The sequence below is a fragment of the Paenibacillus sp. N3.4 genome (genome assembly GCF_008017805.1).
Taxonomy (GTDB): domain Bacteria; phylum Bacillota; class Bacilli; order Paenibacillales; family NBRC-103111; genus Paenibacillus_E.
In genome coordinates this window covers 1-20,199 of record NZ_VRTT01000031.1, presented here as the reverse complement: position 1 = coordinate 20,199, position 20,199 = coordinate 1, and the positions used below count along the sequence as shown (strand labels likewise).

Below are 20,199 nucleotides of genomic sequence, written 5' to 3'. Positions count from 1 at the left end.
GGCAATTCCATTACCCTCTGCCTATTATACACTAAACAAACAGATATCTGACCACCTAAATTATAGGGAAAACATATTTTAATCAAGCATCATTGATCTAGTTCTACCTTGTTTCGTCCAGCCGATTTTGCACGATACAGGGCATAGTCAGCCCTAGAAACCATGTCTTCAAGTACCGTAGTACCAAATGCGAGTTTAGACGAATATTCCGCAACGCCAATACTTGCGGTTAACTGGATTTCTACCTCTTCATTCCTATAAGGGTTTTCCATTAGACAACATCTTAGCATCTCTGCCAATCCTACACTTTTTTGCGCGTCTTTGAAGGAGGCTAATAGGATAAATTCCTCGCCACCGTAGCGAGCGACGATGCAATCTGCACCTGCATACTGTCTGAGCAGACTGGCAATATGATGGAGGACACGGTCGCCAATCAAATGACCATACGTGTCATTTATCTTTTTGAAGTGATCAATATCCAGCATGATGACGGAACAGGGCTTGTCGTCAGCCATACAAACTTGCAATTGCCTATCCCCCTCCTGCATCATATAGCGACGATTATGAATCTGCGTTAATGGATCAACCAAAGCCGAATGCTCAAGAAGTGTTATATTCGTCTTAAGCTTGTTGGACATCATATTGAATGTAGCGCAAAGCTCGCGTAATTCAATGGGTGCCCGCTTAATTTTATCCTCATCAATCTGGTAATTGTAATTGCCGTTTTGAATCACTTTCGTCGCTCGAAGTAAATAACGAACAGGCCTCTCGATCCTGGATGCAAGCGTTACTGCGGCAGCAAAACTTAGTAGCAGTGCCGCAACAACAATGAGACTAACCGTAATGGTCAATTGATTCAATTTTTGAAACACTTCATTCTCCGTGATTTCTCCAATAACAATCCAAGTTTTCCCTTCCGACCATTTATATTTGCCATATACCTTTTTTCCATAAAACCCGATATAGGAATCCGTCGATGTACTGCCTGCAGCTGCTCTATTGACCATTTCAGAGGTCATATTCGCTTCCAGCATCGTCTTGCTGCTCGTTCTGGAAGCCGCAACTACTTTCCCCTTAGAATCCAAAATAAAAACTTCGCCCGTTTTACCAAAACTTAGCTGTTTCATTAACTTATCCAGAATTTCCAATGTCACAATGCCGACTATAGCACCTTGGAAGTTATTCTGATCGTCAAGAATGGGGGCTGAGAAGGTAATCATGGAAGTATCTGTTTCCTTCGACTTCATCACGTCAGATATATAGTTTTTCTTAAGGACCGCTTGTTCAAAATAAGGACGATCTCCTACATATTTCTTATTCGAAGGATTCGTGTCAGAGTAGGTATATCCATCGTTATCGACGTAGAAAATCATCGCGAATTCGGAATTTACCCGCGAATAGTTTTCAACATCTTTTTTCATATTGTTTATATGATGCAATTTCGCATCCTCCGAACTGGCAAATCGTTTAATCGTGTCTAATTTCTCCTGTGTCCAACTTTCAATATACAAACTTTGCAAGGCTACAACTTGCTGCAGCTGATTCTCGGCTTCATCTAATTTATCTTTTTTTTCAGTCATATATAAAGGAACAATAATCAAAAAACCGAGTCCTACAATCACAGCTCCGATCCAAAAGCCAAACCTCTGTTTAATCGTCTGATTGCTATAATACGCACGCGTTCCCAGCTTCAAGATGTGAACCCCATTTCTCACTTTATCCCATCATTATAACCTTATATAAGGACATGAACAGACAAACACACCCTTCATTTAACATAAATTCCCATATACTATTTTGAACCTCCCCTGCTCTCTATCAGCTTGTCTTATAACACAAAGAGCTGTCAGGAGGATTTCCTGACAGCTCTCGCTCTTAACCTGAGCCTAATTAAAGCTTATAACTGCATAGCTTGGCCATCTTCCTCTCATCGATTGGATAGCCTAGCTTAAATCTTCTCACAGGATGACCGTTCAATGAAATGGGATTGGATCATAATCTTGCTAAATGCTTCGGCACCGTTCTCAATATGCGCTATGAGCAGCTTCGTCAGCTTCAACATCATAGCGTCGAAATCCATCCTGAACGTCGTTAAACTAGGTTGAAACCTTGCGCTAAGCATATGATCATCGAAACCAATCACAGATATATCTTCAGGCACACGCACACCTTGCTCTTGCAGCGCTCGAATCACACCGAAGGCAACACTGTCGTTGGCAGCGATTAATGCGGTAGGCAGTTCCTTCGTCGAGGCAATCAGCCTTCCACCCGCTTCATATCCGCTGACTTCGTTTAAATCACCTTGCAGCATCCAACGCTCATCAATCGATAATTGGTGACGGCTCATCGCTTTCGCGAAGGCTTGATATTTAGCCGGCCCGGCGTACCTTTTCATGTCCCCGTTTATGATACCGATTTGGCGATGATTCAAACCGACTAAATAATCAACTGCCGCATGCAGGCTATGATCGTAGTCGAAGTTAACCACAATCCGGTTGGGCTCCTCGTGGCCTTCTAACAATTGATCCACGACAGCAACCATGAATCCTTCGGCAACCAGCTCTTCAATGAAAGGCTCATGATTGGCAGCGCCAATGAAAATACCTCCGTCAATGCGTCTTTGATAAAAGGGTTCCTTCATGCTTAGCACTTGTTTGGGATCTTCCGAATTGCGGATAATGCTCGTCAACACGTAATACCCGAAGGAAGAGGCATAATCAATGATGCTTGTAATCATTAAATTGTTCAAACTATCTCCTGCCACGTGCCCCGATTCGATAAAAAACAACCCGATTGTTCTTGTTTTCTTCCCGGCCAATACTTGCGCAGACAAATTAGGATAATAGTTGTTGGCTTGGATAACTTCCATGACTTTGGCTCGTGTTTTTTCTGGAACGTTCGAGTAATTGTTGATCACTCGGCTCACTGTACTCCGTGATACTCCAGCCAGCTTGGCAATTTCTTCACTGCTAGTCTCCGTCTTTTTCAACATATAGTCTCAACCCCTAATTGTAAACGCGCGTTTATTTGAGGTAATTATAAGTCTCCCTCTCTAGGCTGTCAATAAACCTTCCTCTGCGTTTCCCTATCTTTACATGCCTATTTATTGAAAAGAACGCTGGTATCGCTTATGCTAATTTGTATAAGAAATGAGGTAGCTTCTCCTATGAAAATATTAGTACTTACCGAAAAACCAAGCGTCGCCAAAGAAATTGCCCGAGTCCTCGGCTGCACGCAAAAGCAAAAACATCATTACGAAGGCCCTAAATATGTCGTTACCTGGGCGCTTGGCCATCTGGTTACCCTCGCTGAGCCAGACGATTATGATACGAAGTACAAAACCTGGAATCTGGAAGACCTGCCGATCATCCCTGAGCGAATGAAGCTGAAGGTGATGAAAGAAACCTCCCAACAATACCGTGGGATTGAGCAGTTAAGCCGCCGCGGCGACCTTGCAGAGCTAATCATTGCGACCGATGCCGGGCGTGAAGGCGAGCTCGTCGCCCGCTGGATTATGGAGATGATCCGCTGGAAGAAGCCGTTCAAACGGCTTTGGATCTCGTCACAGACGGATCAGGCCATTCGCGAGGGCTTCGCGAAGCTGAAGCCGGGCACTGACTACAATCGGCTGTATCAAGCAGCCGTCTGCCGTTCAGAGGCCGATTGGCTGATCGGGCTCAATGTGACGCGCGCGCTGACCAGCAAATTCGGCGCTTCCTTGTCCGCCGGACGGGTGCAGACACCCACGCTGGCCATGATGATCAACCGCGAAGCCGAAATCCGCGATTTCCGGTCCACGCCTTTTTGGTTGATCGAAGTAGACCTGGGTCCTTTCCGCGCAATCTGGCGCGACCCGAAGACGGGTGACACGCGCATTTTTGACCGTGAACGCGCAGATGCGCTAAAGGCAAAACTGCAGGGCCAGATTGGGAAGATCACCCACGTTCAGCAAACGGAGAAGCAGATTCCCCATCCGCTGGCCTATGATTTAACGGAACTGCAGCGTGATGCTAATCGCAAATTTGGCTTTTCCGCCAAACATACATCCAATGTGCTGCAAAGATTGTATGAACAGTACAAACTGGTCACTTATCCACGTACCGATTCACGCTATTTAACGTCGGATATGGTACCAACGCTCGCTGGGCGATTGAAAGGTACAGCCATAGGGCCTTATGCAGCATTAGCCGCTCCTTTTATTCGAAAACCTTTAACCATAACCAAACGCATTGTCGACGACAGCAAAGTCAGCGATCATCATGCGATTATTCCAACCGGAGAAGCGATTTCCTTAGCAACCCTTAGCGCTGACGAGCGCCGTCTCTATGACCTCATCGCACGTAGGTTTCTTGCCTTGTTTGGAGGACCCTGCCGCTATGATGAAACGAAGCTTACGATTGAAGTCGCCGGCGAGAAGCTGTATGCCTCCGGAAAGGTCATTAAGCAGGCGGGTTGGAAAGAAGTGTACGGTTCGACGGATTTCACCGACCCGGATCGCGATGAAAGCGACTCCGATGACGATCCTTCCCAGCTGTTACCGCAAGCCAAAGAGAAAGACGCGGTGACTGTAAGAAACGTCAATCAGCAAAGCCGCCAAACGAAACCACCTGCCAGATACAACGAGGCCTCCCTCTTGTCACAAATGGAGAAGTGGGGGCTAGGTACGCCAGCCACTCGCGCAGACATCATCGAGAAATTAGTATCCTCCGATACGATCGAACGCCAAGGATCCTTGCTAGTTCCGACAGGAAAAGGCACACAGCTTATTGAGCTAGCCTCTGAGGAACTGCGTTCTCCTGAACTTACCGCAAAGTGGGAGTCTGAGTTGGAACGCATTTCCAAAGGCCAGGGAAGCATGGAGCAGTTTCTTAAGGGCATCCGTACAAAGACGCAGGAATTAGTTAATGAAGTTAAACGAAGCTCCGCCGCCTATAAGCCTCATAATTTAACCGGCAGCAAATGTCCGGATTGCGGGGAATTCCTGCAGGAAGTGAAAGGCAAACGCGGTCGTTACCTAGTCTGTTCAAGTCGCGAATGCTCCTATAAGCGTGAAGCCGACGGGCAATTATCGAACCATCGTTGTCCGCAGTGCCACAAGAAAATGGAGATTCACACCGGCAAGTCAGGTAAATATTTTCAATGCCGTCCTTGCAACGTAGTGGAGAAGTTGGAGAATGAATCCGCTGGAGGTCGTCGCGCCTCAGCCAAGGTCAATAAGCAACTGATCGAGCAGTTCTCTGATCAATCACAGCTAAGCAATTCATTGGCAGACAAATTGATGGCTGCTCTACAGCAGAAAAAAGAATGATTCTGCAACAAACAACCCAAGCGAATAGGTTTCATCGCTTGGGTTGTTTGTTGATAAGCTAATATACTCTCTCAGAGGTCCTTACATAGCCTTTAACGGCCTTTTCGAGCTGCTCTAAGCTTGTAATTCCCAAACTCATTAAAGCATCTCCGGCCTCCATATGAACGCCGGCGAGCAGATGCATACTCGTATTGGGAACTAATGATTTTTTGAATTCATGAAACAATACGGCATTATACGTTTTGAGAACGCACATGAATTCGACTGTCGGAGGGACAAATGCGCGGATGCTGGAAACCTTCCAGAAAAAATCACGCACGTGCATAATATCTGAACCCGTACGATTCAATTTACGAATCATACCAAAAAATTCATCGATTACTGCTTGTCGATCTGCTGACATCAAACCATCTCCTAAATAACATAAGCTTAAAAATACCATCTAGTTGAAGAATAACATAAATAGCACTTTTGATCTACTGCTCTAGTTAAATAGACCCACTTACTCTAACGACGATTTGCTTGTCAAGGCTACTTTTTTTCTGTAGGAGAAAAACATGTCCAACACGAAAAATACGACCCCTGCATTAATCGCCAAATCAGCCAGATTCATAACACCGTTGCCGGAGTGAAAGACAATAAAGTCCGTTACTTTGCCATACCATAATCGTTCAAATCCATTTCCGATGGCCCCGCCTACAAAGAACGCAGCTCCGCATTGCTTCAGAACGCCGGGAAGCTTCCCTTTTTGCCGATAATACACGATAACCGCGACAATGATGACCGCCAAAATGCCCAGATACCGAGCGCCGCCCTGCAGCGTACTTCCTGCTGCTCCGCTATTTTGATAATACGTAAAAGAAATGAAGTCTTTATAAAATGGCATCGATTCGCCTACTTGAAGCACGGAACGAATCCATATTTTGGATAGCTGATCCGCTGCCGTTACTATGAGTACGATGAGATAAAATAACATGGCTTTCCTCCTATTCACTTCTGTCTCTATTTTACATGATTTTGATAACCAACTGCCAATTTAAAGAGCCGCATCTTGCTGCGAATGCGGCGATTCATGTAATTTTAAATTCATACAACACAAAATGAACCTTAACATTACGTCAAGGCCATTAGCGTTTTAAACAGCTCTGATGGAGAGTTGACCAGGTAATCAGGCTTTCCGCTGAGCAGCAGACGAGAATCATCATACCCCCATGTAACGGCTATAATAGGGACTCCTAATTTTTTGCAAGCTTCAATGTCCCGCAGTTCATCGCCGACATAAATCATACGAGATGGGGAAACACCCCATTGTTTCATGACTTTGAGGATAGAGTGGTGCTTCCCAAAAATATGCTTGGCAGAAATAATTTCCTTGAATGCACTATCCAGCTTATTATTTTTTAAGAACAGTCGGATATTGCCCGTAGAATTTGAAGATAATATGGAACTTCTCATCCCTTGCGCAGAAATTTTCGCGACCACTTCTTTCATACCCGGTACGATCTGGAGCGCACGAATGTTTTCTTGATAGAGCTGCCTTCCGGCGGCAATCAGCTTTGGAATTTGAAGAACAGGAACACCTAACTGCTGTACACGTTCCGTAATAGAAAGCGTGCGCAGGAACGCAATATCCTGGTCGCGTATGGGGCGAAAACGATGCTGCACTGCCATTTCATTATATAACTTGACGAGCAATGCTCTGGAATCGACTAATGTCCCATCGAAGTCAAACAGAATATGCTTTCCCATCAGGTTGTAAACAGAAATAAAGCGGGACCGTCAGGTGGTACTTGACGAATTTGATTATGGATAAATTCCTCAAGAGGATCTAGTGCCAAATGAGGATTACTGACGATTCTCACATCTTCCCATTCACAGGTTACGCCAGTTCCATGCCCGCTTGCATCTCCCGCGAACATCTTACATCCACTACAAAATTGCTCGCGCTGTTTATCATCCAATTTAACGATTTTATTACGAAGACAGCAGTAAATTTCTTGATCGGTATTACATACATTAACATGTGAAATTAGAGCCATTTGCCTCTCAACTCCTTGCTGCACATTTTGTGTGTAATAGTAAGTTTATCGCCATATTATTAAGTGTATGACAGTTTTTTGTAAACGGAATAATATTTATCATGACAAGCTGCCTAATTTTGTTACAATATAGAAATGATATTTTATAGGGAGGAACTCTTATGCAAGATTGGACCCATTATGCGATTCCTTTTCTGCTCGTTGCCTTTATTATTTATCGGCGTACCAAACGTACCATCGGCTTTCAGAAGCTTTCTCCCGGCCGGCTGAAGTTTCGTCTAATCCTTTTCAGTCTTCTTGGACTTGTCATTTTCTTATTGGGCTTCGTCCATCCGATCCACTTTATTGGTTATTTAATCGGACTGGCAGCAGGCGTCGCTCTCGGGTTGACCGCTATTCGCCACACCCGCTTCGAACAGCGAAGCGATGGTTGGTACTATCGCACCCATTTGTGGGTCGAAGTCACGGTCCTCGTCCTCTTTCTTGGCAGGGTCGCCTATCGGTTTGCTTTTATCGGTGTCTCATCTACTCCAACAACCCTAAATCCCGCAGATCCGACTCAATTTACAAAAGATCCCGTAACCGCCGGTGTATTCTTTATCATCGTGTCCTATTATGTCTTGTTTCTAAGCTATCTGCTGCGTGAAGAGGTTAAGCTTGAGAAGGAACCCGTTGATCTAAGTAAAAAGTTGAATGTTAATGAACAGCCGATGAGCGAAAATTCAAGCTCGCATGTGAACAACACGAACATTATCAAATAGTTCAGATGATTGCAAAATCAACAAAAGGCGTACTCCCGCTTTGGGAAGTACGCCTTTTGTTATTTACGACAAGCTCAGTCCAAGGCACAAAAAGCACCATGCTGCAAAGATGCATATATCGGTCGCGCCGCTTACTCCTCCGCGGACTTCGCAAACTGTGTGCTGTACAACCGGGCGTATAGCCCTTCCAACGCAAGCAGCTCGCTATGCGTGCCTCGTTCCACGACGCTGCCCGCTTCAATCACCAGAATGTGATTGGCCGCCAGCACCGTGGAGAGCCGGTGGGCGATCACGAGCGTCGTGCGCCCCTGCATCAGCTCCTCGAGCGCCGCCTGCACATAGGACTCGGACTCCGAGTCGAGGTGCGAGGTCGCCTCATCGAGGATGAGGATGCGCGGACGCTTCAGGATCGCGCGAGCAATCGCGATCCGCTGGCGCTCGCCGCCGGAGAGCCGGTGTCCGCGCTCTCCGACCATCGTGTCGTACCCTTCGGGAAGCGACACGATAAAGTCGTGGATGTAGGCTTGGCGGCACGCAGCCTCCAGTTCCTCACGCGTAGCATCCTCCCGCGCAAAGCGCAGGTTGTCCCCGATCGTCGCGTGAAACAAGAACGACTCCTGCGTCACGTAAGCGATTTGCGCGCGCAGCGAAGCTAACTGAACGTCGCGGACGTTCACGCCATCGACCTCGACGACGCCTGACGTCGGATCATACAACCGCGCGATCATGCCGATCAGCGTTGATTTACCCGCACCGCTCGGCCCGACAAGCGCCACCATCTCGCCTGGCTGCGCGTCGAACGTAATATCCCGCAGCGCGTACTGCCCAGGCTTATAAGCAAAAGAAACCTGCTTATATGCCACACGCCCCGCGACATCCTTCAGCGGTCGCGCATTTTCCCTATCCATGACATCAGGGACCATGTCCTGGTATTCAAAAATCCGTTGAAACACACCGAGCGCCGTAGCGAATTCGACCTGTAGATTAAGTAAGGTGGCTACGGGCATATAAAGGCGTCCCAGATAGGCAGCAAATGCGACAACTGCGCCTATCGTCATATTCCCCGAGATGATAGAATAGCCTCCGTACATATAAATAATCGCTGTGCCCAGCGGCCCGAGCGTATTCGTCGCCATGCCGAACCAACGACCGACCAGATTTAAGCGCAGCTCCAAATCCATAACCTTATGGTTCATTGTTGTAAATTCCGTCTCCTGCTGACGCTCTCTTCCAAAAATACGCGTCAATAAAGCCCCGGATATACCAAAATTTTCGCTTAGCTGCGCCGTAATATCAGAACGAACCTTTTGTGTTTCCATACGCAGCTCTTTGCGAACCTTGGATACTTTCTTAACTGGCAGCATAAAGAGCGGAAGTATAAGTACTGCAATTATAGCCAGTTTCCAATCTAGGGCAAACAAAATAGTTAGTGTCGTCATCACGATGACGATTTGCGTAATGGAAGAAACGACGAGAGAAGTCACTACACCTTGTACGGCCTGTACATCCCCAGTTATTCGCTGAACAATTTCACCCGACCTTGCCTCGGTAAAGAAAGCCATGGACTGCCGCTGCAAATTATGAAACAGCGTTTGTCCTAAGTCTCGAATAACACCTTGAGTAACTTTGCTATTCAAGTGGTTCTGCCAAACACCGAGCACACCGCTCAAAAGCGGGAGTACAACCATGAGAGCCGCCATTTCCGCTAAAAGCTTCATATCTCTTTGCGGTATAGCCTTATCGATGATTTCTTTCATCACCAGCGGCGGTATCAAGCCAATGACTGCTGCAAACAGTGCCAAACCAACGATCACAATCAATTGTCCCCAATAATGCCTAAATAATTGCAATATCCGTTTAACCGAAACATCCTTCAGTTTCGCCTTAGGACGATTTCTACTGCTAGGAGGTCCTCCCCTATATTCTCCGAATCCCACTCCTGTTTCCTCCGTTCAAAATATCCCAGTTGCCTGCATCTTTACATCTGCATTGGAAAAGCATAGTTAATAGCCTTCGTTATTTCTTTAGCCATCTTCAACACGTGATGAAGCGAAGTCGTTTGAAGAACGCTATACGGTTTGGGTCCATCCGCATTTACGATGGCAGCAATGGTGTAATCTCCGATAAGCGGTAATGCTTTCCCTACAGACTTACCGGGAGCTAAAGGCTGATTGGATACTTGGTATTGACCCACAGACAACTTTTGGCCCAAGCAGGCGTCAATCGCGATAACTAGACAGTCATCAGGAACCTCCTGCAATCTCCCCGCCAAATTGCTGGCATCACAAGGAGACTCCAACGTACCTATCACATGGGGATAACCCAGCTCTTCAAGTCTTGAGCCAACGAGAGGTCCCAGCGCATCCCCCGTCGAACGATCTGTTCCTATACATACAAAAGCCAGCTCATGCGGCTTTAGAACAAGCTCCTGTCCAATTGCCTCCAGAAACAGGCTCAGCTGCACCCCATCCATCTTTTCCCAATATTGGATTTCCGGTCTTTTATTCTTAATCTTCCCGTACTGCTCTGCGTTCATATCCTTTTCCTCCATAAGCCGACTCCACACGCACACGCCATTTGGAAAATTTCCTTCTTCCTGCTGATGAATGATATAATGCGATCAAATTCTATTCTTTCACAAGGAGGTGCAGCATGTCTACTCTCGGAATCATCGCGATCTTGACCCTCCTTTACTGGATTCTGATCACCTTGGACACGCATAAAGGATTGCATTTACTTCATACATTGCCCAAATCAACTAAGCTTCCGGATAAACCCCCTCTCGTTTCTGTCATTCTTGCAGCCAAAGAAGAAGAGGGCACGATCTTAGAAACCGTCCGACATTTACTGTCCCAAAATTATCCGAGACTTGAGATCATTACTGTCAATGATCGATCTCAAGACGCCACAGGCGTCCGACTCGATGAACTGCGGAGATGGTCTGAACAAAAGCAAAATATCCAAACGCCGCTGCGAATTATTCACATTACCCATCTGCCCGAAGGCTGGCTAGGCAAGAACCACGCTCTTTACCAAGGCTATCAACAAGCAAGAGGCCAGTATTTGCTTTTTACCGATGCAGATATTATTTTCTCACCTGGGACGATTTCGGATGCTGTGACTTTTATGAAAGAGAAAGAAGTCCATCACCTTACCCTGACGCCAAACATGATTGCGCGAAGCGCCTTACTTAAAGGGTTTGTCCATTTCTTCCTCTTTTCTTTTTCCTTATTCGTTCGTCCTTGGCGAGCCAATATAGACAATCCACGTGGACAAGGCATCGGTATCGGTGCCTTCAATATGCTAAGCCGCAGCGCTTATGAAGCAATTGGCACACACCAAGCTATTGCGCTAAGGCCCGATGATGACCTTCAATTAGGAATTTCAGTCAAGCGTGCCGGATTTAAACAGAGGGTTCTTTCCGGTAAACACACTCTCCAAGTCGAGTGGTATCGTTCCCTCAAAGAAGCCATCATCGGACTGGAGAAAAACCTTTTTTCAGGCTTCCATTACAGCTTTACGATTGCCCTGCTTGCCTGCCTGGGGCAGCTCATTTTCTTTATTTTCCCTTGGCTCGGTCTTATTTTTCTCTGGGACTGGCGTGGAGCCGCCTTTGCAATCACGGTTATCTTACAAATTTGGCTGTACCGAAAATTAATGTTCCGTCTAATGAGCAAGCACGGCGATGAGGCCTTTCTGCTGCCCGTGAGTGCCTCACTGCTCCTTTACACCATCGTTCGTTCTGTCTGGCTGACTTGGAAACAAGGCGGTATTTATTGGAGAGGGACTTTCTACTCCCTGAATGAATTAAAAAGGAAAAAAGACTCAAAACGGACCGACAAAAAATAAGCGTTACTCCTGTGAGCAAAGCCTACGCCTTTTTTCTTGTCGGTAATGGCCGTTCATTCTCTCGTTAATCCGGCTATTGGCCGAATGGAGATATATCTTCTAGTGCACGCGATTCATCCGAACCATGCGATAATACAATTGATCTCCCACTTCTTGCTCCACTTCCAAGTATCCTTCCGCATGCACATAATCACCCAGCATAAAGGTGGCTGCATCTAAGGATTGGGAGTGCGTCAGAAACAGGAGAGCGGCCTTATCGTTGCCTACCACGAAGCCTGTCTGCTCTTTTACCTGAAATTTATCCAACACTCTTCCATGGTGAGACCTTGCAATATGGTGAAACCGCCAAGCCCCTTCCTCTTTGATAATAAAATAAAGCACACGATTTCTTTGCTGGTTGCTGAATTCTCTCGTTACACCGATCATGCAAACCTGATCACTTAACGGCAGAAATTCATCAACCTCATAAGACTTCAAACGCAGACGAAGGCCATTCTTACGTTGAATGTAAGCTTCCATATCTTCAATTGTACTTTGGTCTCTTGGATCTTGCTTAGTCGCATAGAATACCTCTTTGATAAAGGTATCTGTCTGTAGGCTTCTAGCCCCTTTGAAATGGTTGTACGTACGAAAAAACTGCTGAATGACTTCCTCAATTTCTTCCGGGATAACCGGTTTCTTTCCTATAATAGCCGTGCTATCTATTGAATCCGAATGTTTTCTTTTATGAAACCAATGTTTCCAGACACTTAATTGCATGGCGTTTGTCACTCTCTTTCTTCTTCCAAACATTTCTTCATTATAGGCTAAAATACATAATAATTCGATATAAATCACGCTAATACGCATAAAAAAGAAACATTTGTCCGCCAAGGTCTTATTTCTAAGACCCCTAGCAAACAAATGTTCTATCATTTTAAGAGATAAACGCTGTTAAAGCACTCGTTTGGCTCCTACATATCTTGAACCCCAATACGAGCTCGCAAGGCTATCAATTTCTACACCTCTGGATGTTGTCGATGAGATGAATTGATCATTTCCGACATAGATCCCAACGTGGTTCACACTTTTTGAAGCAAAGAAAACAAGATCCCCTACTTTCAGATCCGCTACTGATATCCCAGCCTGATCGTACATTTGAACCGATGTTCGCGGAAGATCAATCCCTTTGGCCAAGAACAGATATCGCACAAAACCAGAGCAATCGAAGCCTCCCGGCGCTGTACCTCCCCATGCATAGGGTGTCCCCATAAACGTACTCGCTGTTTGTACAATCTGATCCGGCATGGATGGGACGATAGCAGCAATCTTGGGCGCAGGCGGTGGTGCAATCCAAGCTGGCTTGTGAGACTTGCCATCCGCATCCACGATAGCAATTTTATTGGCGTCATTCCACTCCATTGGTGAACCAAATGTTTCAGATATGAAGCGTAAGGGCACATATGTACTACCTTGGAACAGTGTCGGACTGCTTGCCAAATTCATTTTCTTGCTATTCACAATCGCTTGCTGCTCGCCCGTGGTCAAAAGAATGGCCTGCTGCTTGTTCATCAATGTCACGGCAACTTCGCTTCCTTGCTTGGCCCAGCTTACTTGATAGCCTAGTTTTTCAGATAGCACCCGAAGAGGAACTTGGAGCGTACCTTGATCATCGATAAAAGGCTGAGCTTCAGGAAACGGGACCAACTCGTCGTTAATTTGAACCTTCACGGATGAGGAAGATGCAGCTTGAGCCGATGGCGCCGAAAACATAGGTACGACTGCGCCAACCAATGCACATGAACAAATAAAACGTTTTGTAAACGACTTCAAAGACTTGCCTCCTTAAGGCCTCCGAGGTTAGTTGACGGGTTCGGGAAGAGGTTTCCCTAGCGCATGTTAGCTTGCTCATGCTCATTCACCCCATATAAAGAAGTCCCCCGTACCAGAGCTTTTGCTGCTCTGAGATTCGGCATTTTAGTCTATGATAGACTATCACAATTCGATCATTATTGACAAGTTTTGCGAAATGAGGGCTTTTTCTGAAAAAGTTTATGCTTTAGATCTTGCGAGCAAATAAAGGAAATATGGCGCCCCAATAACGGCAACAACGATCCCCGTAGGAATTTCCGAAGGCTGAAGAATCATTCTGGCAAGTAAATCAGCAAGATGAGCAGTAGTCCCCCTGTTAAAGCAGAAGCCGGCAATAGGAACTGATGTTTTGCCCCAACCAGTTGCCTCGCCAAGTGCGGACCTACTAGACCTACGAAGCTAATCCCCCCAATAACGGCAATCAAAGCACCTACAGGCGTTTCAAACGGCGGATTCACCATTCTTGCTCCAATGTCAGCTAAAACGACCAACAAGCTGCCAAGAATCGCTGAAGTTGGAATAATCCAGCGGTAGTCCACGCCAACAAGGGCTCTCGCTACATGAGGAACCATAAGGCCAACGAAGCCAATGGAACCAACCGAAGACACAGCAACTCCCGCAAGCACGAGAACAACAACTGTACAGCCTAGTTTAACCAGTTTAGTCCGCTGTCCCAGATTGGCAGCAATTTCATCACCTAGACTTAGCACAGTGACAGAGCGTGACAACATGATGGCACCGAGGAGCCCCCCAGAACCCATGGAAACATAATCTTAATTTGCAACCATTTTGTTCCTGTGACACCACCCGCATACCAGAAAGCAAGTTCTTGACCAACCTTAAAGAAGATGCCAATCCCTACGCTAAGTGCAGTAAGCAGCGCAGCAACAGCGGCCCCCGCAAGCGCTAATCGAACCGGAGTCAGCCCACCTTTGGCAAGCGATCCAATCCCATAAACAACACCTGTCCCAAAATCGCAGCTCCTAAGAAGGAAAACAAAATTAATTGATGAAACGGCAGGCCCGGAAAATGGAGAAACAGAGCGCCAATACAAAACCGGCCCCCGCGTTAATTCCTAATAATCCTGTATCTGCCAAAGGGTTTCTGGTCATTCCCTGAAGAATAACTCCGGCTACAGCAAAAGCAGCGCCAATCAAGGCACCCGCTAACGCCCCCTTGGCATCCGCAGCTCTTGAATAATCTGATGCTGCGAAAGCGTGGCATCAAAATGAAAAAGAGCGTTCCATACCGTTGATATGCGAATATCAGCGGCTCCAAGAGAGATAGACAAACAAAGACTAAGAGCGAGTAGGATACTCCCCCACCATTTGTTTCTTTGGAAGTTCTAATTGATTTTTTCAATCGTGCATACCCTTTACTTCATAAGGTTCACCACAAGTTCCTAACTCCCGTTCAAAAGAAAAAAGACCGCTGGAAGGCGACCTTTTTTAGTGAAACGTGGAAAAATTTATGACTTCCCATCATAAAGAATCACGGGTAAGTTAATTAGCTGCTCAATTATCAGCAATAACTACCGAGTTCTGCCCTTTACTGCCACCTTCTACATTTCGTCAGCTGAAAGGTTGTTTTCCAGTGTTACAGAAGGAGCCCAGCTTGGAAACTGTTCTGTAAGTAAGAAAAACCGACTTAGGGAGGGCGAAAAGGCAGGGAGCCTGCTTGCACTGGCGTTGTAACGCTGGTTTCCAGTGTTACAGATGGAACACGGATTGGAAACTGCTCTGTAAGACGGAAAAACCGACTTATAGCGGGTGAAAAGTCAGGGAGCCTGCTTGCTCTGGCGTTGTAACGCTGGTTTCCACTCATCGTCTAGATGAAGCCTTTAAAACCATCTCTTTTATCTAGAAATGGTACGACCACCACTTTATTTTATATCTGGTACTGTTAAAACAGCAGTCACATAACACAGCGCAATCTAGTTCTTAAAACCTTACATTAAGGACATATCCTAGTTACCACCAAACATATAAATGATAAAACAAAAAACCACCTATAAGGTGGTTTTTTCTCTTGCTGGTAAGCGGGCGGCGGGAATCGAACCCGCGCGATCAGCTTGGAAGGCTGAAGTTCTACCATTAAACTACGCCCGCATGTTATTAAGTGAAACTGAATGGTCGGGACGACACGATTTGAACATGCGACCCCCTGCTCCCAAAGCAGGTGCTCTACCAAGCTGAGCTACGTCCCGAAGTATAATGGCTTGTAAGAATGGCGCGCCCTGAGAGATTCGAACTCCCGACCTTTTGATTCGTAGTCAAATACTCTATCCAGCTGAGCTAAGGGCGCATATTCATTGAAGCGGAAGACGGGGATCGAACCCGCGACCCTCGCCTTGGCAAGGCGATGCTCTACCGCTGAGCCACTTCCGCATCATACTAATTTGCTCGTCTCTGTGAATAGTGTTTCTCTGAGGCGACAAGGAATAATATATCAGGATTTCGGAACAAATGCAAATGTTTTTTTCAACTTTCTTTACTTAATGAAAATGCCGCCAAATGGTATAACTTCTCGAGCCACACGTCGGAATAAACTATCACTTTTCATATGCTCGTCTAATTTCCGATCAGGCTTACAAGGTTGAAGCAGAACTTGTCCATGACCTGTCATTTCCCACTGATAATTCATATGTTGGCTGGCCAGCGTATTCCCATATACGCATAAACGCAGCTTAGCATTTCGCGGATAAGCAACTAGACAGCTCATATCAACAAACAAAGGGTTTTCCACATCTAAATCCATTGGATATAGCGGACCCGTCGTTAGAAGTCCTAAGCTTCCCGGTCCCTTAAACATCATTTTCACGAGATCTTGTGTAATCAGTGTATTTTTCACATTTTGCAAATGAGAAGTGAAAGTAACGCCATCCGTATAGAACAGAACATGTCGGAACTCGTATAGTAGATCATCTTCAGCACCGACAGGAACGATGGTTATGTTATAGCCTTCCGGTAGACCCAGCATGACCGTTGCAGGCCCATGAAGTCGCGACTGGATGAACCTCCTCTTCCTGAACATACTAGGCAGCTTCATTAGTGAATCTTCACGCTGTTCCGATTTCCCAAGAAATCCCACAATCTGATTAGGGTGCAGTACATGAACGGACTCTTTATACCCTATGTTTAAGGAAGCCATTTTCCCATGCGTACTAGCATTCCCGAAAGATACTTCCATTGATGAGCCTCCCCTCTTCCCAGCCTATCTATCTCATGCGACGTTTTTTTCTACGCCATACGATAAGACGAAAAACACGTCCCAACACAAAATATAGGACAACTAGCACAGCAGCCGTTACGATTATAGAGGTCAACTTCCGATTACGTTTATCTTTATCGAGCGCGACCTGCTCCATAGCCTTCAAACGTTCTTGCAGTTGTTCATTTTCCTTTTGGAGCGCCTGATTTTGCCCTAAAAGTCGAGTTTCGGTTTCCTGAGCATGCTGGATAGATTCAGAAAGCTTGTTCTTCTGATCTTCTAATTGCTGCTTGGTTGCCTCATAGTCCTGCTGAATCTTTTCCACATTTTCCGGCAACTTATAAATTTCTTTAAACCGATCTAGCCATGAGGCCTGGGCTGCAGAAGATGCGCTTGTTAAACCAATGACAATGATAAGCACGATGAGAATCTTTTTTGGCCATTCACTACTTCGCCACATCTGCATTAGCCATTCCTCCTTGCCCGATTTCGACATATTCTTGTATTTTACCGCAAAAAAAACCTTGAAACCACTTCTTCTTACAATTCCGACACCGATTAAAAAAAGTATAAAAAAACTTACCCGTTTGCGCCATAGCGAAACAAGTAAGTCTCTGCCAATCTCTTAAAACGATGTTATTATTCCGCTGTCGGTGGAGTAAACGAACGCTGTGCAAACTCGGCATCCAACATGAAGAAAGCATTGCTATCTTGGTCGATCCTTTTTAACTTGTTAATGATGCTATCGAACATAGCTTCTTCTTCTACCTGTTCGTCAATGAACCATTTCAAGAATTGCATAGTTGCGTGCTCTCTATCGTTCAGTGCCAAATCTGATAAATGATAAATACGATTCGTTACTTCTTGCTCATGCTTAAAGGCATGTTCAAAAGCATCGAGAATCGATCTGTAATGATTTTGTGGTGTATCCATACCACTTAAGGAGACTTTTTTTCCACGATCATTAATATACTTAAATATTTTCATCGCATGGAATTTCTCTTCCTCAGCTTGTACCGTAAAAAAATTCGCGAATCCATCCAGGCTCTCCCCAGCACAATAACCAGCGATAGCTAAATAGACATGTGCGGAGTAAAATTCGTAGTTCATCTGCTCATTGAGCGCTTCTGTTAATGTATCGTTTAACATGAATGCACACACCCTTTCCTTGATGGTTATCTTTTGCGAATACCCCATACATACAAGATTACCAGAACTCCACCCAGAAATACAAACGGAAATAACAACTTTAACAAATCAGGATTCATGCCATCACGCTTTCTACCCTGGATTCGGCAATAATCTGCTTGATTTGAGCATACAATAAGTCAGGCGAAGCGGCGCACAACAAATCTTTTTTCCCAATCATCGCAATGCATTCTTTCTTACAATGCCTGCAGTTCCCTAAGCAATCCTTCTTCTTCTGCTTAAGGTCTGGAAACTCATTTTTCAAGGATTTATATATTTGTTTAGATCCGAATTTTTCATTTCTGCAACAGTACTTAATCGTTTTCATATTAGATCTCTCCTCGCACCCTGCATAGACTGCTACTACCGATATTAATGATAATAATAATCAATGTCAATGTAAAAATGCAAAGGCTTATCCTCCAAAGACAAAGAAGCAACAGTCACTTACTTGAGCTATTCCTTCTTTGTCTATATTCGGGGTCATTCTTTATTGCATCGCTACTGAACGTTACCTTGACTTCTGTCAGTCTAGCTTCTTCTCACCTATTCCTCTGTGGAACCCCACCGGCCCGTTTATCAGAATTCAAATGCTCAGTATCATCTTCATCATTCAATTCCTCTATACCGAGTCCAGGAGCCTCAGAGACGGCGATAAATTGATTCTGTACGAGTAACAAATTAGCACACATCCGATACAGAAAAAAATGTACCAGAAAAAGGACAAAAAAAGAGTAGGCGCTATAAGCAACCTACTCTTTTCACATATGATGCGGTCAAGAGGACTCGAACCTCCACGGGGGGTTAGCCCACACGGACCTGAACCGTGCGCGTCTGCCAATTCCGCCATGACCGCGAATATAAGTGACCTAGATCTAAGACCTAAGATCCAAAAATGGTGAGTCATGTAGGATTCGAACCTACGACACCCTGATTAAAAGTCAGGTGCTCTACCAACTGAGCTAATGACTCAAAATAAATAAAAAAATGGCGGAGCTGACGGGATTCGAACCCGCGGTCTCCTGCGTGACAGGCAGGCATGTTGGGCCACTACACCACAGCTCCACACTAAGTAATACGCCTCTCTTTATAAAGAGGTTGGTTGCGGGGGCAGGATTTGAACCTGCGGCCTTCGGGTTATGAGCCCGACGAGCTACCGGGCTGCTCCACCCCGCGACATTACAAGCATGATATTTAATTAATGGTGGAGGCTGACGGGATCGAACCGCCGACCCTCTGCTTGTAAGGCAGATGCTCTCCCAGCTGAGCTAAGCCTCCATGGGAATTGTCTCTAGAGGTCCACGCAAAGTAATCCGTATAAGCGTCTTTAGCTTGGCTTCACTTTGTGGGTAAGTAAAAATGGTGACCCGTAGGGGATTCGAACCCCTGTAACCTCCGTGAAAGGGAGGTGTCTTAACCGCTTGACCAACGGGCCTCGTAAACAGGCTTTTATTCTATGTATAAGGTGTAAATATGGCGGAGAGAGAGGGATTCGAACCCTCGAGACGCTTGTGACGCCTACACGATTTCCAATCGTGCTCCTTCGGCCAGCTCGGACACCTCTCCATAAAAAGCCTGGCATGTAATAAATAATGGCTCCCCGAACAGGACTCGAACCTGTGACAACTCGATTAACAGTCGAGTGCTCTACCAACTGAGCTATCAGGGAACACTGCTTGGCAACGTTCTACTCTCCCAGAACCCTGCGGTTCAAGTACCATCGACGCTGGAGGGCTTAACGGTCGTGTTCGAGATGGGAACGCGTGGGTCCCCTCCGCCATCATCACCAAACAGTCAAAGCGTGGTTTGCGCCTTGAAAACTAGATACGAAACGTTGCGTAAAGTTAGATTTGCTTAGGTTTGTTCTTGGGCCCCAATCAAGTATTCGGAATTCGCTACAAAGCTTATCTTCACTTGGTTGGGATTGTTTGGTTAAGCCCTCGACCGATTAGTATTCGTCAGCTGCATACGTTGCCGCACTTCCACCTCGAAC

18 protein-coding genes, 12 tRNA genes, 1 rRNA gene, 1 pseudogene and 1 riboswitch are annotated in these 20,199 nt (G+C 45.8%); of the genes and pseudogenes, 3 read left to right on the top strand and 29 right to left on the bottom strand.

The genetic code is table 11. The features are described 5' to 3' along the window. Positions 1 to 89: 89 nt before the first annotated feature. Together FU659_RS17005 and FU659_RS17000 are read right to left on the bottom strand one after the other, a co-directional pair. Entirely contained in the window at positions 90 to 1,694 is a 1,605-nt protein-coding gene (locus FU659_RS17005; protein WP_147948665.1) for a sensor domain-containing diguanylate cyclase, read from the bottom strand. Positions 1,695 to 1,948: 254 nt separating this feature from the next. Further along, a complete protein-coding gene (locus FU659_RS17000) occupies positions 1,949 to 2,992 on the bottom strand; it encodes a LacI family DNA-binding transcriptional regulator (protein WP_261807874.1) in 1,044 nt (347 codons plus the stop codon). 174 nt (positions 2,993 to 3,166) lie between these two features. Here FU659_RS17000 and FU659_RS16995 point away from each other — a divergent pair, with 174 nt between their 5' ends. Further along, positions 3,167 to 5,308: a DNA topoisomerase III gene (locus FU659_RS16995; RefSeq protein WP_147948664.1), complete on the top strand. Its 2,142-nt coding sequence runs from the start codon at positions 3,167 to 3,169 to the stop codon at positions 5,306 to 5,308. Positions 5,309 to 5,366: 58 nt separating this feature from the next. On the opposite strand, the gene FU659_RS16990 is transcribed toward FU659_RS16995, so the two are convergent. The 4 genes from FU659_RS16990 to FU659_RS16975 form a co-directional block, all read right to left on the bottom strand. Next, positions 5,367 to 5,711, bottom strand: a complete 345-nt coding sequence (locus FU659_RS16990; RefSeq protein WP_147948663.1) for a hypothetical protein — start codon at positions 5,709 to 5,711, stop codon at positions 5,367 to 5,369. A 99-nt stretch (positions 5,712 to 5,810) separates the two neighbouring features. Next, the gene (lspA, locus tag FU659_RS16985) at positions 5,811 to 6,284 is read right to left on the bottom strand and encodes a signal peptidase II (RefSeq protein WP_147948662.1); all 474 of its coding nucleotides are present in this window, start codon (positions 6,282 to 6,284) and stop codon (positions 5,811 to 5,813) included. Between the two features lie 137 nt (positions 6,285 to 6,421). Continuing rightward, complete coding sequence (locus FU659_RS16980; RefSeq protein WP_147948661.1) at positions 6,422 to 7,057, bottom strand: HAD-IA family hydrolase; 636 nt, start codon at positions 7,055 to 7,057, stop codon at positions 6,422 to 6,424. Next, positions 7,057 to 7,347 carry a hypothetical protein gene (locus FU659_RS16975; RefSeq protein WP_147948660.1) on the bottom strand — a complete coding sequence of 97 codons (291 nt, stop codon included), beginning with the start codon at positions 7,345 to 7,347 and terminating at the stop codon, positions 7,057 to 7,059. The genes FU659_RS16980 and FU659_RS16975 overlap by 1 nt, the downstream gene beginning before the upstream one ends. Positions 7,348 to 7,508: 161 nt before the next feature. Here FU659_RS16975 and FU659_RS16970 point away from each other — a divergent pair, with 161 nt between their 5' ends. Then, positions 7,509 to 8,108, top strand: coding sequence for a CcdC protein domain-containing protein (locus tag FU659_RS16970; protein WP_147948659.1), 600 nt, complete (start codon positions 7,509 to 7,511; stop codon positions 8,106 to 8,108). Positions 8,109 to 8,239: 131 nt separating this feature from the next. Here the strand turns inward: FU659_RS16970 and FU659_RS16965 are convergent, their stop codons facing one another. Further along, positions 8,240 to 10,045, bottom strand: a complete 1,806-nt coding sequence (locus FU659_RS16965) for an ABC transporter ATP-binding protein (RefSeq protein ID WP_147948658.1) — start codon at positions 10,043 to 10,045, stop codon at positions 8,240 to 8,242. 41 nt (positions 10,046 to 10,086) lie between these two features. Continuing rightward, positions 10,087 to 10,644, bottom strand: a complete 558-nt coding sequence (gene yyaC / locus FU659_RS16960) for a spore protease YyaC (RefSeq protein ID WP_261807873.1) — start codon at positions 10,642 to 10,644, stop codon at positions 10,087 to 10,089. A gap of 116 nt (positions 10,645 to 10,760) precedes the next feature. Between yyaC and FU659_RS16955 the strand changes: the two genes are divergently transcribed. After that, positions 10,761 to 11,957 (top strand): glycosyltransferase family 2 protein, encoded by a 1,197-nt coding sequence (locus FU659_RS16955; protein WP_147948657.1) that lies wholly within the window; start codon positions 10,761 to 10,763, stop codon positions 11,955 to 11,957. Positions 11,958 to 12,056: 99 nt separating this feature from the next. Here the strand turns inward: FU659_RS16955 and FU659_RS16950 are convergent, their stop codons facing one another. The 21 genes and pseudogenes from FU659_RS16950 to rrf form a co-directional block, all read right to left on the bottom strand. Further along, positions 12,057 to 12,806 carry a hypothetical protein gene (locus FU659_RS16950; RefSeq protein ID WP_222708563.1) on the bottom strand — a complete coding sequence of 250 codons (750 nt, stop codon included), beginning with the start codon at positions 12,804 to 12,806 and terminating at the stop codon, positions 12,057 to 12,059. Positions 12,807 to 12,890: 84 nt separating this feature from the next. After that, positions 12,891 to 13,769: a C40 family peptidase gene (locus FU659_RS16945; RefSeq protein WP_261807872.1), complete on the bottom strand. Its 879-nt coding sequence runs from the start codon at positions 13,767 to 13,769 to the stop codon at positions 12,891 to 12,893. A 1-nt stretch (position 13,770) separates the two neighbouring features. After that, positions 13,771 to 13,921, bottom strand: a riboswitch (cyclic di-AMP (ydaO/yuaA leader). A 67-nt stretch (positions 13,922 to 13,988) separates the two neighbouring features. Further along, positions 13,989 to 15,096 (bottom strand): annotated as a pseudogene (locus tag FU659_RS37255) (FecCD family ABC transporter permease); the annotation flags it as partial. A gap of 359 nt (positions 15,097 to 15,455) precedes the next feature. Then, the gene (locus FU659_RS35535; protein ID WP_187274197.1) at positions 15,456 to 15,632 is read right to left on the bottom strand and encodes a hypothetical protein; all 177 of its coding nucleotides are present in this window, start codon (positions 15,630 to 15,632) and stop codon (positions 15,456 to 15,458) included. 213 nt (positions 15,633 to 15,845) lie between these two features. Further along, positions 15,846 to 15,916: transfer RNA gene (locus FU659_RS16930), tRNA-Gly, on the bottom strand. A gap of 21 nt (positions 15,917 to 15,937) precedes the next feature. After that, positions 15,938 to 16,014, bottom strand: a tRNA-Pro gene (locus FU659_RS16925). A 21-nt stretch (positions 16,015 to 16,035) separates the two neighbouring features. Next, positions 16,036 to 16,112: transfer RNA gene (locus FU659_RS16920), tRNA-Arg, on the bottom strand. 11 nt (positions 16,113 to 16,123) lie between these two features. Beyond that, positions 16,124 to 16,195, bottom strand: a tRNA-Gly gene (locus FU659_RS16915). 103 nt (positions 16,196 to 16,298) lie between these two features. Continuing rightward, complete coding sequence (locus FU659_RS16910; RefSeq protein WP_147948654.1) at positions 16,299 to 16,997, bottom strand: AIM24 family protein; 699 nt, start codon at positions 16,995 to 16,997, stop codon at positions 16,299 to 16,301. A 28-nt stretch (positions 16,998 to 17,025) separates the two neighbouring features. After that, on the bottom strand, positions 17,026 to 17,484 hold the full coding sequence (locus FU659_RS16905; RefSeq protein WP_147948653.1) for a hypothetical protein: 459 nt from the start codon (positions 17,482 to 17,484) through the stop codon (positions 17,026 to 17,028). Between the two features lie 173 nt (positions 17,485 to 17,657). Next, positions 17,658 to 18,167 carry a ferritin gene (locus tag FU659_RS16900; protein ID WP_147948652.1) on the bottom strand — a complete coding sequence of 170 codons (510 nt, stop codon included), beginning with the start codon at positions 18,165 to 18,167 and terminating at the stop codon, positions 17,658 to 17,660. A gap of 115 nt (positions 18,168 to 18,282) precedes the next feature. Beyond that, positions 18,283 to 18,534: a DUF1450 domain-containing protein gene (locus FU659_RS16895; protein WP_147948651.1), complete on the bottom strand. Its 252-nt coding sequence runs from the start codon at positions 18,532 to 18,534 to the stop codon at positions 18,283 to 18,285. A 443-nt stretch (positions 18,535 to 18,977) separates the two neighbouring features. Then, positions 18,978 to 19,062, bottom strand: a tRNA-Leu gene (locus FU659_RS16890). A 40-nt stretch (positions 19,063 to 19,102) separates the two neighbouring features. After that, positions 19,103 to 19,178: transfer RNA gene (locus tag FU659_RS16885), tRNA-Lys, on the bottom strand. 16 nt (positions 19,179 to 19,194) lie between these two features. Beyond that, positions 19,195 to 19,271, bottom strand: a tRNA-Asp gene (locus FU659_RS16880). A 34-nt stretch (positions 19,272 to 19,305) separates the two neighbouring features. Next, positions 19,306 to 19,382: transfer RNA gene (locus FU659_RS16875), tRNA-Met, on the bottom strand. Positions 19,383 to 19,408: 26 nt separating this feature from the next. Further along, a tRNA-Val gene (locus FU659_RS16870) sits at positions 19,409 to 19,484 on the bottom strand. Between the two features lie 82 nt (positions 19,485 to 19,566). Then, positions 19,567 to 19,641: transfer RNA gene (locus FU659_RS16865), tRNA-Glu, on the bottom strand. Positions 19,642 to 19,680: 39 nt separating this feature from the next. Beyond that, positions 19,681 to 19,772: transfer RNA gene (locus tag FU659_RS16860), tRNA-Ser, on the bottom strand. 27 nt (positions 19,773 to 19,799) lie between these two features. Continuing rightward, a tRNA-Asn gene (locus FU659_RS16855) sits at positions 19,800 to 19,875 on the bottom strand. 5 nt (positions 19,876 to 19,880) lie between these two features. Beyond that, a 5S ribosomal RNA gene (gene rrf / locus FU659_RS16850) occupies positions 19,881 to 19,997 on the bottom strand. Positions 19,998 to 20,199: the final 202 nt, after the last annotated feature.